This window comes from Streptomyces sp. NPDC033221 (genome assembly GCF_055577005.1).
In genome coordinates this window covers 34,501-50,384 of sequence record NZ_JBVIQN010000017.1, presented here as the reverse complement: position 1 = coordinate 50,384, position 15,884 = coordinate 34,501, and the positions used below count along the sequence as shown (strand labels likewise).

Here is a 15,884-nt window from a genome sequence, read left to right as displayed (position 1 = left end):
TGACGGTGAATCAGAGGCGAACCCCGCACCGACCGGGGCAGCTACGCCGTGGCGGGCGGACCACCACGGTGGCGGCCGCGACCCTGGCGGCCCTCGCATGGTCGGCGGCCGGGCAGGCCGCGGCCTCGGACGCCGGCGGCAGGCCGGACACCCTGCGCATCGCGTCGGGACCCGGAGCGGCGTGGACGGCCGATACTCCCGGCCTCGAACCAGGTGACCAGGTGACCCGGTATCTGGACGTTATCTCCAGTCGGAGCGAACCGCTGACGGAGACGGCGAGCCTGTGGGGCGAGGGCCGGCTCACCGACGGCGGGGGCCTGCGCGCCGGCGTGGAGCAGTGCTCGGAGCCTTGGGCACACGGCGACTGCCCGGACGTACGAACGCGACTCGCCGCCCCGGGGACCGCACTGGACAAGGCGGTCGATCTGGGAACGCGGACGGCGCCACCCCACGAAGTCCAGCACCTGAAGCTGACCTTCACCGTCCCCGCGGACCTGCCGTCCAGCCTGGAGGGTACGACGGCCCGCGTCACGCTCAAGGTCACGGGCACGGCGACCGGCGGCGACGACCACACGGACGCTGACGGGCACGGCGGTACGGCCGGGAGCACCAGTGGCGAGCAGAACGGGCAGGACGGTGACACCGGCGACGTGCACACGGCCGTCGACGACAACGCGGGCGCCTCCCACGGCTCCGGAGCGGACACCGGGACCGACCGCGACAAGCCGGGCGGGGCCCTGGCCCGCACCGGCGCCGACCTGTGGGGCCTGGCCCTGCTGGCCCTCGGGTCCATCGTCGCCGGTGTCGCCGCCTGGTCCACCCGCCGCCGCACGGCCGGGGCCGTCCCCGACGACAACACCACGGCAGCCGCACCTGACGAACTCCCGGCCGACGCCGTCGTGGGGGTGACGTCCTCGTCCTCCCGCCCGCGTAGCGAGAACAAGGGAGCATGAGATGACGGCCCGACCCCGCCACTCGTGCACCGCCCGCGGACACCGGCGCCTCGGAGCCCGGGGCGGCGGCCGGGTACTTCGGTGTCGCGCACCAGGCGGGTCCGCATGCGGACGAGCCGGTGATCAGCACCCCGATGAACGCTTCGGCGATCGTGCCGGACCGGAAGAGCCGCACGCGCGCCTTCACCGGCACCCGGCCGCCCGGAGCCCGGAGCCCGGCTGGGAGGGTACTGCCGAACCACCGGCAGCAACGACTGGAAGAAACGTGACGGCGGGGCGGAACGTGCGGGCAGTGGCGGCGCGGGTGGCGGGCTCAACTCGGGACGTACGTACGGCAGCGACGGCGACGGCCTCGTCGTCATCCAGGGGAAGGACTCCGCACCCACACCGGCCGCCGCCCCGGCGGCACCTCCTCGCGGCGGAGCATGGCTTCGGAGCGGCCGCTGCGGATCGAGCCCCCGTGTGAGGGTGCGGCCGCCGCCCCGGTGAAGTGCCCGGCGCTCGCGACCCCTACCCCCCCCCGCCCAGTTCTTGGAAAGGCGCCGCCATGACCGATCCCGCGCCCTCAGGCGGAAGACGCCGCCACGACTGCCCGGACAGCTTGGCGCAATTCCGGCTCCTGGCCACACTTCCCGACGGTGCCCGTAAGGAGCAACTGCGCCGTGAAGTGATCACCGCTTGGCTGCCCCTGGCCCATCGCCTGGCCCAGCGCATGCGCGAGCGCGGCGAAAACCTCGAAGACCTCCGGCAGGTGGCCGCTCTCGGCCTCATCAAGGCCGTCGACCGCTTCGACCCCGAACAGGCCGACGCCTTCGAACCCTTCGCCATACCCACCATCACCGGCGAACTGAAGCGGCACTTCCGGGACTGCACCTGGGACGTACACGTTCCACGCCGTACCCAAGAAGCCCGCAACAAGGTTCGTGTGGCGTTAAACGAGCTGACCACCACCCTCGACCATCGCCTCCCCACACCGGCTCAGCTGGCCGCCCACACCCATCTCACCGAGGACGACATAGCCCTTGGTCTCAAAGCCCTGCAGGCGTACCGCTCCGTGTCCCTCGACGCGGCCGCGAGCACCGAGGGTGACGGTTTCGCGCTGGTGGACACCCTCGGTGCCGCAGACGCCCGCTTCGCCCGCATCGAAGACCGTGAAGCGGTCAAACCTGCCTTGGCACGCCTGTCCGAGCGTGAACGCCGCATCCTCTACATGTGGTTCTTCGCCGGCCTCTCCCAAGCGGACATCGCTGCCGAACTAGGCCTGTCGCAGATGCACATATCCCGCCTCATCCGTCGCACCCTCGCCCGCCTGCAGGCCGACGTCACCAGCTCCACCCGCGCCCCGGCTCCGAGGGCGAGGAGGCGCTGACCCCTCCGGCAGAAGCGGAATTGCTGGAGCGGGTCCACCGAGCACGGGCACCATCCGCCGGTCACCGTACCGGTACCGCCGCGTCGCCCCGGTGACACCGGTCGGCCCTCAGCCCGGCCGGTGAGAGGACCGCATACCGAATTTGTCGCACGATGATGAATATGCAACACTCGTTGCATAGATGGTCGGGTCCGTGTGGCCAAGCGTCGAACGTTCTCGCTCGGTGGGCGAAGACGAAGCGAGCGAGCCCCGACGGGTGACACGACTCAAGGTGAGGCGGCCCGCCTGGCAGCTGCTCTCGGCAGCTGTCGCTCCCGCGCCCTGTGCGTCCGTCAGGAGCGCCACGCCCGGGCCCCGTACCGATGGCCAGCACAAGCCGTACCGGGCGACCGAGCCGCCGAGGCACTGCATCCGGTGGCTGCATGGGTTGCCGTCCCGCGCAAAGGAGCAGGATGAGACATCACATAGCCGCGAGTTCGAGGGGCGGTGCACTGCGCGGCGGGCGCACGCTGCGCGGCCGGCCACGATGGGTCTTCGCCACCGTGGGCCTGGGCGCACTCATGGCCCTGACGCTGTTGACGCTGACAGCCACTCCGGGCCTTGCCGCACTCATGTCGACGGCGACCGTGCGCGGCGGCGCGTTCGGGGCGGCCGACAAGTCCGGTCAGGGCGTCGCCGCTCCCGTGATCACCAAGCCCGCGAACGGCTCCACGATGCAGGTGGGCCGGAAGAACGGCCGGATCAACTTCGGCGGCACCGGAGAGCCCGGCGCCACGTTGACGCTGGACTACCGCAAGGCGGGCGCCGAGTCATGGAATACGTTGACGGGCTTCACCGGGCTCGTCGGGCCGGACGGGGAGTGGGGTGTCAATGCGACATTCGCCGACGGGGAGCTGGCGACCGGCGCGTTCGAGTTCCGGGTTGTCCAGAAGACCGACCATCGAGAACGGAACTCGTCGCCGATCACTCTGAACATCGAACTCGGCACCCAGCCCGTCCTGTTCACCACGCCCCGCGAAGGGACGTCGATCTCCAAGGCGTTCACCCAGGTCGACTTCGGAGGCGTCGGTGAACCCGGTGCGCGGATCACCCTGTTCTACGGCTCGAAGCGTAAGGCCATGCCACTCAAATCGGGTGGGCGCGTGAGTGATGACGGGACGTGGGGTGCAGCGGTACGGCCGAGTGACGTACCCACCGGCACACAAGACATTTACGTCACAGAAGACGCTCTCCCCGGGCAGAATGATGAGCGTACCTTCCATTTCATCACCGATCCCGACAAGTCGCAGGTGCAGTGGAGAGTAAGCGCAACGACGAGCCGGGTCCGGGCCGGCGATAAGATGGAATTGCACGGGTGGACCAACTCCTCGAAGCCCATCGGTGACGTAGAATTCCAGTTGGTGGCTCAAGGGAGGCACTTCCTTCTCGGCAACACGGCCACGATCGAAGGTTCTTCCTCGATCTCCGCATATTTCGATGCCTCCGGGGTCGCCGTTCCGATCGATGTGCCCGCCGGCATGGCCAACCTGGTGGTCTCCGACCCGCGGAACCCCTCGAATTTCGACAGCATACCCGTCGAGATCCTGCCCGTCCTGCCGCTCAAGCTGAAGTTGATCGGTGAGAACGGGGACAAGGGCCGGATGTTCGGGGGCTCCGGGCAGTCCGGTGCGAAGGTGCAGTTCCAGAAGGCGGACGGCAGTTGGGAGACCTCTCCCGGCACCACTGATCCGTCGAGCGGAGGGAAAATCTTCGACAAGTACCTTTATGGGAAGTGGAAGTCTTCCTGGGACTGGGCGCATCTGAAGGCCAGGCAGGTCTACCCCAGCGGAGAGACCGGTCCGGTCGTCGAGGTGCCGAATGCTTATCCGGCTCCGAAGGTGTCCGAGGTGTCGTGGTCCGGCAGTCAGGTTGTCGTCAAGGGCACCACGCTCGGCGATGACGACGGCAAGGGGCAGATGCAGGTTCTGGGTGCCGACGGGAAGTGGTTCGACCAGTCCGGGTACTCCGGCAGTGGTTCTTTCGATCTGCGTATCGATCCCGGCAAGCTCGGTGACACCTTCAAGGTCCGCTTCATCGACGACTGGACCCACAAGCCCACGCCGGAATCCGGGGAACTCCGCCATCGCGCTCCGCTCAAGCTGAAGTTGATCGGTGAGAACGGGGACAAGGGCCGGATGTTCGGGGGCTCCGGGCAGTCCGGTGCGAAGGTGCAGTTCCAGAAGGCGGACGGCAGTTGGGAGACCTCTCCCGGCACCACTGATCCGTCGAGCGGAGGGAAAATCTTCGACAAGTACCTTTATGGGAAGTGGAAGTCTTCCTGGGACTGGGCGCACCTGAAGGCCAGGCAGGTCTACCCCAGCGGAGAGACCGGTCCGGTCGTCGAGGTGCCGAATGCTTATCCGGCTCCGAAGGTGTCCGAGGTGTCGTGGTCCGGCAGTCAGGTTGTCGTCAAGGGCACCACGCTCGGCGATGACGACGGCAAGGGGCAGATGCAGGTTCTGGGTGCCGACGGGAAGTGGTTCGACCAGTCCGGGTATTCCGGCAGTGGTTCTTTCGATCTGCGTATCGATCCCGGCAAGCTCGGTGACACCTTCAAGGTCCGCTTCATCGACGACTGGACAGGCAAGGCCACTTCCGGCAGCGCCGCACAGCGCACCCCCCAGCCCGATCCGGGACCCGATCCGCAATCCCAGCCCGAGCCGAAGCAAACGGAGTCCGCACTCGATGGAAGCCGATAGTCACGCCGCCTTGTGCGGCTGGGTACGGATGTCCGTGAGAGGAGTGGTGCAACAGGACGATCGGGTTTGATGCTATGCGCCATGTCGCTTCTGTTAACCCGGAAGCGACATGGCGTATAAGGATGGCGAAGTGGCTTCGTCTGACCCGCGCGCTTCGCTCGTGGGCGGTTGGTTGAGCACTGCCCACCACGGATGCGCCGGCGTCCGTCGGCGACAGCGGCATGACGGTGGGCGCAGACCGACACCGCCTCTCAGTTCTCGCGCGGAGCCTCCCGGAGGTGCAAAAGCTCATTTACGGCATGAGGGGAGAACTTCTCTGCGCTGCGCTTCTTCTTTCACTCATGGGCCTTCGTCCAGCTGAAGTCTGCGGCCTTCGGTGGGAAGACGTTGACTTGGAGAAAGCCACGATCGTCATCGCCAACACGCGGACGATGATGGGCAACCGGTACGTGGTGGAGAAGGACACCAAGTCTCATGCGAGTGAGCGGGATCTGCCGCCCGCTTCCGGCTTCGGTGTCAGCCGCCCTCAAAGCGTTCGAAGCTCTTCCAGGCCGAGGAGAGAATTACTCTGGGGGAGGCGTACGTCGTGTCCGGCTACGTGGTGGTACATGAGTCGGGCGAAGTCTTCACGATCAAGCAGCTTCGTCGGCGCGCGTACCGGCTTATGAAGCTTCTCGGTCTCCGTCGCGTCAGGCTTTACGACGCTCGCTCGTCGTGCTTCACCTTCCTGGCCAACAACGGCGTGCCGGACCACATCCTCGCACGTTGGGCCGGACACACAAACGCAAAGACGACCAAGAGGTGGTATGTCAAGCCGGATGTAGAGGACCTCCGCGGAGCCGCCACCACATGGGACGGCCTGCACGGGAATGTGCCGGAGGAGCAAGGGTGAGTCATGCGGTCCGCCCGCCGGGCGACTTGCCGAGCCGTGTGGCCAGCAGAGTTGAGGCGGACTCGGAGTCCGGCTACCGGTTGTGGACCGGTAGCCATGCTCAGGAGGTCCAGTCCGGCTGCGGCCAAGTCTCTTACCGGGCGCGCGCCCGCGCTGCCGACGTGGTCACGAGTACGCCAGTGAACAGATACCTGGATGCTCAAGGACGCCGACAGTGCTCCGACCTGCCGGTGCAAGGTAGACAAGAGCCGCTAGATTCACCCTGGCGATGTGACATCTTGTGACAGATGAGAGGGTCGGGCGGGTGAGTGAGACGACGGTGAAGACCCTGCAATACCGCTCTGACGGGCCGGAAGACGCACCTTGCCTGGTGCTGGGTGCGGCGCTTGGTACCACATGGCATATGTGGGACCGGCAGATCCCCGAGTTGACCCGTCACTGGCGGGTTGTCCGGTTCGACCTGCCCGGTCATGGGGGTTCGCCCGCCTATCCGGCGACCTCCGTCGCGGAGCTGGCCGACCGGCTGGTGGCGACTCTCGATGTGCTCGGGGTGGAGCGGTTCGGGTATGTGGGCTGTTCCATCGGTGGGGCGATCGGCGCGCAGCTGGCGCTCACCCGGCCGCAGCGGGTCACCTCGCTCGCCCTGGTCTCCTCGTCGCCGCGGTACGGTACCGCCGACTCGTGGCGGCAGCGTGGTGTGGTGATCCGTACGAACGGGCTGGACCCGATCGCCCGTACCTCGCCCGAGCGGTGGTTCACCGGGGGCTTCGCGGGGGCGCAGCCCGCCATCGTCGAGTGGGCCGTCCAGATGGTGCGGACCACCGACCCCGGCTGCTACATCGCCGCCTGTGAGGCGATGGCCTCCTTCGACGTCCGTACGTCGCTTCAGCGGATCGGGGTGCCCACCCTCGTCGTGGTGGGTTCCGAGGACCAGGTGACCCCGACCACCGATGCCCGGACCCTGGTGGCCGGCATTCCGGACGCGAGCCTGGCGCTCGTTCCCGGTACGTCCCATCTGGCGCCCGTCGAGCAGCCCGCCGCCGTCACCGAGCTGCTCATCCGGCACTTCACCGTCGCTTGGCACGACAAGCCGGGCGCCGCTCCGCAGGCCGCGATCGGTGCCGCGGCGCCGAAGCCGGTGCTGGGGCCCGCGTCGCCGCCCCCGCCGATGACGCCGGCGGCCATCGAGTCCGGCCTCGCCCAGCCGGTGGCGGTCCGGGGCGGCGCGTACGAGCAGGGGATCAAGGTCCGCCGCGAGGTGCTCGGTGACGCGCACGTGGACCAGGTGGAGGAGGGGACCGACGGCTTCACGGGGGACTTCCAGGAGTTCATCACCCGCTACGCGTGGGGTGAGATGTGGACCCGTGCGGGGCTGGACCGGCGTACCCGCAGCATCATCACGCTCACCGCGCTGGTCGCCCAGGGCCACCGGGACGAGCTGGCCCTGCACACCCGCGCCGCGCTGCGCAACGGGCTCACCCCCACGGAGATCAAGGAAGTCCTGCTGCATACCGCGGTGTATTGCGGGGTGCCGGCGGCCAATGCGGCGTTTGCCGTGGCGCAGCGGGTGATTCGGGAGGAGACCACGCCGGAGGAGTGAGGGGGCAAGGGGGAGGGGCCGAGCTCCCTGCTGCTGTGTTATTCGCGCGTCCCCTCGGTGGGCGCCGGCCGTCCGCGCGGCAAGATGGGGGTATGGAACTCACGAAGAAGACCCATGCCTGTGTCCGGCTGGAGAAGGACGGGCAGGTGCTCGTCATCGACCCCGGTGTCTTCAGCGAGCAGGACGCGGCGGTCGGCGCCGACGCCATTCTGATCACCCATGAGCACATGGACCACTTTGACGAGGAGCGGCTGCGCGCGGGCATGGAGGCCAACCGGGGTGCCGAGATCTGGACCCTGGCCAGCGTCGCCGAGCAGCTCTCCGCGGCCTTCCCCGGGCGGGTGCACACGGTCGGTGAGGGGGACGCCTTCACTGCCGCCGGTTTCGACGTCGAGGTGCACGGGCAGCTGCATGCGGTGATCCACCCGGATATCCCCCGGGTCACCAATGTCGGATATCTGATCACCACCGAGGACGACGGTGCGACCGTCTTCCACCCGGGTGACGCGCTCACCGTTCCGCAGGGCCGTACGGTGGACACGCTGCTGCTGCCCGTGCACGCGCCGTGGAACAAGGTCGCCGAGGTCATCGACTACGTACGCGAGGTCCGGCCGCGCCGTGCCATCGATGTGCACGACAGCCTGCTCCAGGACCATGCCCGTCCCGTGTACGACGGCATGATCGAGCGGCTCGGCGGTGCCGACCACGCCCGCCTCACCCCCGGTCAGAGCACCGGTTTGAACTGACTGTCACACCCCCGCTGTAGGTTACGGACATGCGCATCGCGACCTGGAACGTCAATTCGATCACCGCCCGCCTCCCGAGGCTGCTGGCCTGGCTGGAGAACACCGGCACAGACGTGCTGTGCGTGCAGGAGACCAAGTGCTCGGCCGAGCAGTTCCCGTACGACCAGCTGCGCGAGCTGGGCTACGAAGCCGCGGTCAACGCCACCGGCCGGTGGAACGGTGTCGCGCTGCTGTCGAAGGTCGGGCTGGAGGACGTGACCACCGGGCTGGCCGGCGGCCCGGAGTACGAAGGGGTGCAGGAGCCCCGCGCGGTCTCCGCGACCTGCGGCCCGGCCCGCGTCTGGTCGGTGTACGTGCCCAACGGCCGCGAGATCGACCATGCGCACTTCGCGTACAAGCTCCAGTGGTTCGAGGCGCTGAAGGCGGCCGTCGCCGAGGACGCGGCGGGCCCGCGGCCCTTCGCGATCCTCGGCGACTTCAATGTCGCGCCGACCGACGACGACGTGTGGGACACCTCCGTCTTCGAGGGCATGACCCATGTGACGCCCGCCGAGCGCGCCGCCCTGACCGCCCTGCGCGAGGCCGGTCTGTCGGACGTGGTGCCGCGCCCGCTGAAGTACGACAAGCCGTTCACCTACTGGGACTACCGCCAGCTCTGCTTCCCGAAGAACAAGGGCATGCGCATCGACCTGGTGTACGGCAACGAGCCGTTCGCCAAGGCCGTCTCGGACGCCTATGTCGACCGTGAGGAGCGCAAGGGCAAGGGGGCTTCGGACCACGCGCCGGTGGTCGTCGATCTGGAGGTCTGAGGCGGTTCCGGACCGGTTCCGGACCGGTTCCGGACCGGTTCCGGACGGGTTCCGGTTCATGGGTAGGAGATCCGGGGCCGGCGCGCGTCTGCCGGCCCCGGCCCGGGTTCTCTCCCTGTCGGCCGTGTCAGAACTTCAGGCTGCCCCCGTTAGTGCGCCTTCGGTACAAGCGCGCGCAGCTCGACCGACTCCCCGAGCGCCCGCAGGCCCGCGTCGCCGGGGTGCAGGTGGTCGCCGCTGTCGTACGCGGGCAGCAGCCGCTGCGGATGTGCCGGGTCCCGGAGTACCGCGTCGAAGTCCAGTACGGCGTCGAAGCCCGCGCCTCGCCCCCGGATGGCGGCGTTCACGGCGTTGCGCCGGGCGTCGACCTCCGCCGGGCAGTCCGCGAAGCCCTCGCACGGTGTGATGGTCGCGGCCACTGCCCGCAGCCCGCGCTCGTGCGCGCTCCGGGCGATGGTCCGCAGCCCGGCCACGACCTCGCGCACCGGAGTTCCGGCCCGTATGTCGTTGGTGCCCTCGAAGACCACGACCGTACGGACCGAGGGCTGGGCCAGTACGTCCCGCTCCAGCCGGTGCAGGGCACTGACCCCGCCGGTGACGGGGCTGATGCCGTCACCCGGATAGCGGTCGGTGACCACCCGGTTCGCGTCGATGCCGCTGTTGGCCACGCCGTACCGCGGCAGGCCGTGCTGGGCCTGGAGGCGGCCGGCCAGCACGTCCGGCCAGCGCCGGTTGGTGCCCGGCGTGGAGAGTGCACCGTCGGTGATGGAGTCCCCGAGCGTCACGACCGTGCCCGGTCCGCCCGCGACCTCCACCCCGGTCAGGAACGGCCAGCCGGTCAGCGTGCCCGGGTACGCCGCGCCGCTGAGGTCACCCGTACGGTCGCCGCTGCCGGACGCGCTGACGTACGAGACCTGCTGGGACCCCGCGTGCACCGGCGCCGCCGTCACCGTGCCCGGCAGATGGAGGCTGACCAGCAGATCGCGGCCCGCGGGCACGGTGAAGGGCACCGGGTCGCTGTACGCCTGGGCGCCGGCCGGGATCTGTACGTTCCGCCGCCCGCCGAACGTCAGCGGTACCGGCTTGCGGGCGGCTTCCGCGCCCCCGTCCGCGCCCCGCACGGCCACGCTCGCCGCCCCGAAGCGCACCGGCGCCGACGCGAAGGTGTTCGCCAGTCTGATCCGGGCCCGCGGCCCGCCCGCGCCGGTGTGCACGACCAGCCGCAGCGTCTGGTCGTGCCAGGGCCCGCGCTGGGCGTACCCGCCCGTGGCGGTCGCCCAACCGGCCGTCCAGCCCGCGCCGTTGTCGCGCACCGCCGCGGCGAACACATGCAGGTCGGCGCGCGGCCCGGGGTCCGCGGGCAGGACGACCGAGGCGACCTCACGCCCGCGTGTCACCGGTACGCTCACCGCGTACAGCCGTACCCGTTCCGCCCGTTGGCCACCGGGCGTGTTGATGTGCGGCAGCGCCACCGCCTTGGTGCTCAGCGGGCCCGTACGCCAGTCCGGCGCGGTCAGCCGGTACGTGCTGCGCGACCCGTCCCGGTAGCGGACCGTGCCGCTCCCGGTCACCGTGCCGCCCGTCGCGGCCACCAGCAGCGAGAGCGCGTCACCGCGTCCGCACAGCCGGACCGTCTGGCCGTCGGCCCGTACGTTGTCCGGGCGGCCCGCGGCGGTACGTGGCCACCGCAGCCGGGCCGCGTCGAGGGTCAGCACCCGACCCGGGGTCCAGCCCGCCGCGGCGAGGTCCCGCGCGGACAGTGAGTTGCCGGCACCGTCGAAGTCCGCCGACGCCGGATCGGACGGTTCGCTGACCGCCGTGTTGTCGAAGAGTCTCTCCAATGGCGCCGGGGCCGCGACCCGTTGGAGTGAGTCCGCGGCTTTCGCCGCGGTGGCCGTGGGGGCGAGGGAGAGGCAGAGAGCCGGGGCGAGGAGCGTTCCCCATAGTCGTACGCGCATACGGTTTCCCTTTCGCTGGAACCGAGGTCGGGCACGAGGCCGAACGCAGATCGAGCACCGGGCCGAGCCGGAACACCGGCCGGAACCGGCGGCCCGGGGCGGTGATCCGGCCATGGCCTGCCGCGCGCCTGTGGCCACCGCCCCGGCCCGAGTGGGACGCTACGCCCATGAACATGTCTTTCCTGGACAAGTGGCGCAAGCGCCCGGACGTGGTCCCCGCTGTCGAAGACGACCCCGAAGGCGCGGCGATGCTCCTGGCGGAGTGTGAGCTGCTGCGTGCCCAGGCCGAGACCGAAGGCGTGGAACTGGACGACTCGGCGCACTCGTTGGAGGCGTTGGACCAGCTGCGGCCGGCGTGGCGCGACGACCCGGACGTGGTGACCTGGCTCGGCAACGACGCGGGCTGCTATCTGGGAACGGTGCTGGTCCGGACGGTGCCCGGCGCGTCCTGGAAGGTGTGGCCCGGCGGTGAGCCGGTGGTGCGGCTGGCGTCCGGCCGGGAGGTGGACGTGGTGACGGCGGGCCGGGACTGGGCGGCTAACGGCGCGCCCGAACTGTGTCAGCTCTACGCGGAGGCCGCCGAGAGCTGACCGCCGCCGTCGGCCACGCCCGGCACGGTCACACGAACCCGATGTCGTACGCGAGCCGCCACCGGTCGGCCCGTACGACGATGTCCGAGGTCTCCACGGCCCGCCCGTCCGCGTCGAAATGTGTGCGTTCCACGACCGTCACGCACTGCCCGGGAGAGCAGCCCAGTGCCTCAGCTTCGGCACTGGAAGCAGGCCGGGACCCCACGCGCTCCTCGGCGCGTACCACCCGGATCCCGATGGCGGCCATGCGCCCCCGCACCCCGCGCCGGGCATAGGGGCCGCACTCCGGGAAGACGACGTCGGTGCCCTCGGTGATGGCGAGCGGTTCCCAGCTCGTGGCGAGTTGTACGGGCTGCCGATTGGCCAGGTATTCGTACACCGACCGTACGACGCCGGTGCCCGGCACGATGCACAGCCGCCGGGCCACCCGGTCGCACGCCGCGTCCGTCGACGAGGACGCCTCCCAGGTCAGCGGGGTGCCGTCGGGTGATCCCTCCAGGGCGATCCGGGCGGCGAAGGGGGAGTCCACCGCGCCCGTGGAGCGCAGCAGGGTGCCGATCGGCGCCCGGTCGGCCACGAACACCCCGCGCCCGAACTGGCCTTCCGCGTACCCGGCGGCCTTCAGGACGCGGACCGCGCGGTCCACGGTCTGGTCGCTGGCCTCGTACGCCCGCTTCAGCTCGGAGCGGGACGGCATCCGTGCGCCGACGGGCAGGACCCCGTCGTCGATCTGCCGCCGCAGGTCGTCGGCGATGCGCTGGAAGACAGGCCGGTTGTCACCCATGCCCCACAGGCTAGGTACGCAGGCAGGCACTGGGTACCTAGGGGATGTCCGGTGGGTCAGGGCCGGGACCGGGTGCGGGGGCGTGCTGTCCGTGCGTACTTTACCCGGTAATCGAGGGTTATCGACTTATTCGTGCGTGTCAGGGGAAAAGTGCTGCTTTCGGGCGGGTAGTTTGCGGGGTCTTGCGGTGTCCTGGCTGTACGGATGAGAGTGAGCAGGCTGCACATGGCCGGTGATGCGCTGATCGAGCTGCGCGGGGTCAACAAGCACTACGGGAAACTGCATGTCCTCCAGGACATCGACCTCACCGTCGGCCGTGGCGAGGTGGTGGTCGTCATCGGGCCCTCCGGGTCCGGCAAGTCCACCCTGTGCCGCACCATCAACCGCCTCGAACCGATCGAGTCCGGCACCATCACCCTGGACGGCCGCCCGCTGCCCGAAGAGGGCCGTGAACTGGCCGGACTGCGCGCCGAAGTGGGCATGGTCTTCCAGTCCTTCAACCTTTTCGCGCACAAGAGCGTGCTGGCCAATGTGATGCTCGCGCCGGTCAAGGTCCGTAAGCGCAAGAAGGAGGAGGCCGAGCAGCGGGCCCGCGAACTCCTGGAGCGGGTGGGGCTGGCCGCGCACGCCGACAAGTATCCGGCGCAGCTCTCCGGCGGGCAGCAGCAGCGGGTGGCGATCGCCCGCGCGCTGGCCATGGAGCCGAAGGCGCTGCTGTTCGACGAGCCGACCTCCGCCCTCGACCCGGAGATGATCAACGAGGTGCTGGAGGTCATGCAGCAGCTCGCGCAGGAGGGCATGACGATGGTCGTCGTCACCCATGAGATGGGTTTCGCGCGCTCCGCGGCCAACCGTGTCGTCTTCATGGCCGACGGCCGGATCGTCGAGGACCGCACGCCGGAGGAGTTCTTCACCGCGCCCGAGAGCGACCGCGCCAAGGACTTCCTCTCCAAGATCCTCAAGCACTGACCGGGGGCGCCGCCATGCACCAGACCCGAACCGCCCTCGTGGCGCTCGCGCTGACCGCCGCCGCCCTGCTGGCCGCCGGCTGCGGCAAGTCCGGCAGCCCGCCCGTCAAGGGTCCCAAGGGCAGTGAACTGCCGCGTTACGCGACCGCCGGGGGATTCCGGCTGCCCGCCTCCGCGACCTGGCGCAAGGCCGAGAGCCGCGGCCGGCTGGTCGTCGGCGCCAAGGAGGACCAGCCGTACATGGGCGAGCGGGACCCGGCCTCCGGCACATACACCGGCTTCGACGTCGAGATCGCTAAGATGATGTCCGCCTCCCTCGGGTTCGACCCGAAGACGGTCCAGTTCAAGACCATCGCCTCCGCCAACCGCGAGACGGCCCTGCAGAACGGCCAGATCGATTTCTACGTCGGCACCTACACCATCAACGCCAAGCGCAAGCAGCAGGTGGGCTTCGCCGGCCCGTACTACATGGCGGGGCAGGGCCTGCTGGTGCGCAAGGACCAGAAGGGGATCGACGGGCCGCGGGACCTGGCGGGCCGGAAGGTCTGCTCGGCGGCCGGTTCCACCCCGTACCAGCGCATCCAGGCGGACTATCCCAAGGCCGACCTGGTCGCCTACGACACGTACTCGGTGTGTGTGGACAACCTGCTCACCTATCAGGTCGACGCCGTCACGACCGATGACGCGATCCTCATGGGCTACGCCGCCAAGGTGCCCGACGAGCTGAAGCTGGCCGGCAAGCCGTTCTCCGAGGAGCCGTACGGCATCGGGGTGCCGCGCGGGGACACCGCCCTGCGCCTCGCGCTGGACGACGCGCTCGCCGCGCACGAGAAGAACGGCGACTGGAAGAAGGCGTACGACGCGACGCTGGGCCTGTCCGGCGTCCCCGCTCCGCGGCCGCCCGCGATCGACCGCTACCCGGCGAGCTGAGGACGAGGACCGACCGAATGAACGTGCTCCTGGACAACTTCTCCCTCTACGGGAAGGGCCTGCTCGGCACCGTCGAACTGACCGTCTTCGCCTCGCTGCTCGCGCTCGTCGTCGGAGTCCTGATGGCGGCCTTCCGGGTGGCGCCGGTCGGCTCGCTGCGGGTGTTCGGCGCCGTGTGGGTGGCGGTGCTGCGCAACACGCCGCTGACGCTGCTGTTCTTCGCGGTGCTGCTCGGGCTGCCGCGCTTCGGCGTCGTACTGCCCTTCAAGATCTTCGCCATCCTCGCGCTGGGCTGCTACACCTCCGCCTTCATCTGCGAGGCGGTGCGCTCCGGCATCAACACCGTCCCGGTGGGGCAGGGCGAGGCCGCCCGCAGCCTCGGCATGACCTTCTCGCAGACCCTGGGCGACGTGGTGCTGCCGCAGGCGTTCCGCACCGTCATCCCGCCCGTCGGCTCCACGCTCATCGCGCTCGCCAAGAACTCCGCGATCGCCGGGTCGTTCAGCGTCGTCGAACTCCTCGGCACCTACAAGACGCTCAACGAGCTGGGCTACAGCATCATCTGGACCTTCGTCTGGATCGCCGTCGGCTATCTGATCGTGACCCTGACCATCAGCGCGCTGTTCAACGTGCTGGAAAAGCGCTGGGGGGTTCCCCGATGACCGCCACCACCGCCCTCTACGACGTACCCGGACCGCACACCAGGCGCCGGCACCGGCTCTACGGGACCGCGGCGACCGTGGTGATCCTCGCCATCGTGGCCTGGGCCGTGTACCTGCTGATCGACACCGGCCAGTTCAGCGCCCGCAAGTGGACGCCGTTCGCGTACAAGGGTATCCAGGAGCTGCTGCTCGAAGGGCTGGGCAACACGCTGAAGGCGTTCGCCTGCGCGGCCGTGCTCTCGCTCGTGCTGGGCGCGGTGCTGGCCGCCGGGCGGCTCTCCGACCATGCGCCGGTCCGCTGGGTGAGCACGCTGCTGGTGGAGTTCTTCCGGGCGATGCCCGTACTGGTCATGATCTTCTTCGTGTACGTGGCGCTGCAGGCCGAGCCGCTGTACGCGCTGATCGCGGGGCTGACGCTGTACAACGGCTCGGTGCTGGCCGAGGTGTTCCGGGCCGGTGTCCACTCGGTCGACCGGGGGCAGCGGGAGGCCGCGTACGCGCTGGGGATGCGCAAGACGCAGGTCATGACGCACGTCCTGGTGCCGCAGGCGGTCCGGGCCATGCTGCCCACGATCATCAGTCAGCTGGTCGTCGCGCTGAAGGACACCTCGCTCGGGTTCCTGATCACGTACGAGGAGTTCCTGCACGCCGGCAAGCTGATCGCCTCCAACCTCGATTACGACCTGCCCTTCATCCCGGTCGTCATGATTGTCTCGCCGATCTACATCGGTCTGTGCATGCTGCTGTCGTGGTGCGCGCACCGCGTCGCCAAGCGGCAGCGCGGGAGCCTGAAGACGGACGCGGTGGATATCAACGCGCCGGAGCCGGGGACGCTGCTGCCCGGCGCGCAGCAGCAGCGCTGACCCCGGCCCGGGACACAGGCTC

At 69.5% G+C, this 15,884-nt stretch carries 14 protein-coding genes; 12 read left to right on the top strand and 2 right to left on the bottom strand.

Annotation, left to right across the window (positions count from 1 at the left end):
* Nucleotides 1-68: 68 nt before the first annotated feature.
* From ACZ53K_RS22565 to ACZ53K_RS22535, 7 genes are all read left to right on the top strand, one after another.
* On the top strand, nucleotides 69-953 hold the full coding sequence (locus tag ACZ53K_RS22565; protein WP_468839421.1) for a hypothetical protein: 885 nt from the start codon (nucleotides 69-71) through the stop codon (nucleotides 951-953).
* Nucleotides 954-1,500: 547 nt separating this feature from the next.
* On the top strand, nucleotides 1,501-2,322 hold the full coding sequence (locus ACZ53K_RS22560) for a SigB/SigF/SigG family RNA polymerase sigma factor (RefSeq protein WP_468839418.1): 822 nt from the start codon (nucleotides 1,501-1,503) through the stop codon (nucleotides 2,320-2,322).
* Nucleotides 2,323-2,774: 452 nt separating this feature from the next.
* Nucleotides 2,775-5,060: a hypothetical protein gene (locus ACZ53K_RS22555; RefSeq protein ID WP_468839416.1), complete on the top strand. Its 2,286-nt coding sequence runs from the start codon at nucleotides 2,775-2,777 to the stop codon at nucleotides 5,058-5,060.
* 586 nt (nucleotides 5,061-5,646) lie between these two features.
* Entirely contained in the window at nucleotides 5,647-5,952 is a 306-nt protein-coding gene (locus tag ACZ53K_RS22550; RefSeq protein WP_468839413.1) for a tyrosine-type recombinase/integrase, read from the top strand.
* A 304-nt stretch (nucleotides 5,953-6,256) separates the two neighbouring features.
* Nucleotides 6,257-7,552: a bifunctional 3-oxoadipate enol-lactonase/4-carboxymuconolactone decarboxylase PcaDC gene (gene pcaDC, locus ACZ53K_RS22545; RefSeq protein ID WP_468839410.1), complete on the top strand. Its 1,296-nt coding sequence runs from the start codon at nucleotides 6,257-6,259 to the stop codon at nucleotides 7,550-7,552.
* 92 nt (nucleotides 7,553-7,644) lie between these two features.
* Nucleotides 7,645-8,298 (top strand): MBL fold metallo-hydrolase, encoded by a 654-nt coding sequence (locus ACZ53K_RS22540; protein ID WP_468839407.1) that lies wholly within the window; start codon nucleotides 7,645-7,647, stop codon nucleotides 8,296-8,298.
* Between the two features lie 29 nt (nucleotides 8,299-8,327).
* The gene (locus tag ACZ53K_RS22535) at nucleotides 8,328-9,107 is read left to right on the top strand and encodes an exodeoxyribonuclease III (RefSeq protein ID WP_468839404.1); all 780 of its coding nucleotides are present in this window, start codon (nucleotides 8,328-8,330) and stop codon (nucleotides 9,105-9,107) included.
* Nucleotides 9,108-9,256: 149 nt separating this feature from the next.
* Here ACZ53K_RS22535 and ACZ53K_RS22530 read toward each other — a convergent pair whose 3' ends face one another.
* Nucleotides 9,257-11,065, bottom strand: a complete 1,809-nt coding sequence (locus ACZ53K_RS22530; RefSeq protein WP_468839402.1) for an SGNH/GDSL hydrolase family protein — start codon at nucleotides 11,063-11,065, stop codon at nucleotides 9,257-9,259.
* Nucleotides 11,066-11,232: 167 nt separating this feature from the next.
* On the opposite strand from ACZ53K_RS22530, the gene ACZ53K_RS22525 reads away from it, so the two are divergent.
* The gene (locus ACZ53K_RS22525; RefSeq protein ID WP_468839399.1) at nucleotides 11,233-11,655 is read left to right on the top strand and encodes a DUF6278 family protein; all 423 of its coding nucleotides are present in this window, start codon (nucleotides 11,233-11,235) and stop codon (nucleotides 11,653-11,655) included.
* 28 nt (nucleotides 11,656-11,683) lie between these two features.
* On the opposite strand, the gene ACZ53K_RS22520 is transcribed toward ACZ53K_RS22525, so the two are convergent.
* Nucleotides 11,684-12,439 (bottom strand): GntR family transcriptional regulator, encoded by a 756-nt coding sequence (locus ACZ53K_RS22520; RefSeq protein WP_468839397.1) that lies wholly within the window; start codon nucleotides 12,437-12,439, stop codon nucleotides 11,684-11,686.
* A 225-nt stretch (nucleotides 12,440-12,664) separates the two neighbouring features.
* Between ACZ53K_RS22520 and ACZ53K_RS22515 the strand changes: the two genes are divergently transcribed.
* Genes ACZ53K_RS22515 through ACZ53K_RS22500 form a run of 4 tightly spaced genes read left to right on the top strand, consistent with a single transcriptional unit; the run spans nucleotide 12,665 to nucleotide 15,862 of the window.
* Nucleotides 12,665-13,408 (top strand): amino acid ABC transporter ATP-binding protein, encoded by a 744-nt coding sequence (locus ACZ53K_RS22515; protein WP_468839696.1) that lies wholly within the window; start codon nucleotides 12,665-12,667, stop codon nucleotides 13,406-13,408.
* A gap of 14 nt (nucleotides 13,409-13,422) precedes the next feature.
* Nucleotides 13,423-14,337 carry a glutamate ABC transporter substrate-binding protein gene (locus tag ACZ53K_RS22510; RefSeq protein WP_468839394.1) on the top strand — a complete coding sequence of 305 codons (915 nt, stop codon included), beginning with the start codon at nucleotides 13,423-13,425 and terminating at the stop codon, nucleotides 14,335-14,337.
* Nucleotides 14,338-14,354: 17 nt separating this feature from the next.
* Entirely contained in the window at nucleotides 14,355-14,999 is a 645-nt protein-coding gene (locus ACZ53K_RS22505) for an amino acid ABC transporter permease (RefSeq protein WP_468839391.1), read from the top strand.
* A complete protein-coding gene (locus tag ACZ53K_RS22500) occupies nucleotides 14,996-15,862 on the top strand; it encodes an amino acid ABC transporter permease (protein WP_468839388.1) in 867 nt (288 codons plus the stop codon). Before ACZ53K_RS22505 ends, ACZ53K_RS22500 begins: the two co-directional genes overlap by 4 nt.
* The last annotated feature ends 22 nt before the right edge of the window (nucleotides 15,863-15,884 follow it).

What these genes read in the sequence shown, in the direction of transcription:
- ACZ53K_RS22515 (WP_468839696.1), top strand. Translation starts at nt 12,665, where the DNA reads ATGGCCGGTGATGCGCTGATCGAGCTGCGCGGGGTCAACAAGCACTAC.
- ACZ53K_RS22505 (WP_468839391.1), top strand. Translation starts at nt 14,355, where the DNA reads ATGAACGTGCTCCTGGACAACTTCTCCCTCTACGGGAAGGGCCTGCTC.
- ACZ53K_RS22560 (WP_468839418.1), top strand. Translation starts at nt 1,501, where the DNA reads ATGACCGATCCCGCGCCCTCAGGCGGAAGACGCCGCCACGACTGCCCG.
- ACZ53K_RS22520 (WP_468839397.1), bottom strand. Translation starts at nt 12,439, where the DNA reads ATGGGTGACAACCGGCCTGTCTTCCAGCGCATCGCCGACGACCTGCGG.
- ACZ53K_RS22510 (WP_468839394.1), top strand. Translation starts at nt 13,423, where the DNA reads ATGCACCAGACCCGAACCGCCCTCGTGGCGCTCGCGCTGACCGCCGCC.
- ACZ53K_RS22525 (WP_468839399.1), top strand. Translation starts at nt 11,233, where the DNA reads ATGAACATGTCTTTCCTGGACAAGTGGCGCAAGCGCCCGGACGTGGTC.
- ACZ53K_RS22500 (WP_468839388.1), top strand. Translation starts at nt 14,996, where the DNA reads ATGACCGCCACCACCGCCCTCTACGACGTACCCGGACCGCACACCAGG.
- ACZ53K_RS22530 (WP_468839402.1), bottom strand. Translation starts at nt 11,065, where the DNA reads ATGCGCGTACGACTATGGGGAACGCTCCTCGCCCCGGCTCTCTGCCTC.
- ACZ53K_RS22540 (WP_468839407.1), top strand. Translation starts at nt 7,645, where the DNA reads ATGGAACTCACGAAGAAGACCCATGCCTGTGTCCGGCTGGAGAAGGAC.
- ACZ53K_RS22535 (WP_468839404.1), top strand. Translation starts at nt 8,328, where the DNA reads ATGCGCATCGCGACCTGGAACGTCAATTCGATCACCGCCCGCCTCCCG.
- ACZ53K_RS22555 (WP_468839416.1), top strand. Translation starts at nt 2,775, where the DNA reads ATGAGACATCACATAGCCGCGAGTTCGAGGGGCGGTGCACTGCGCGGC.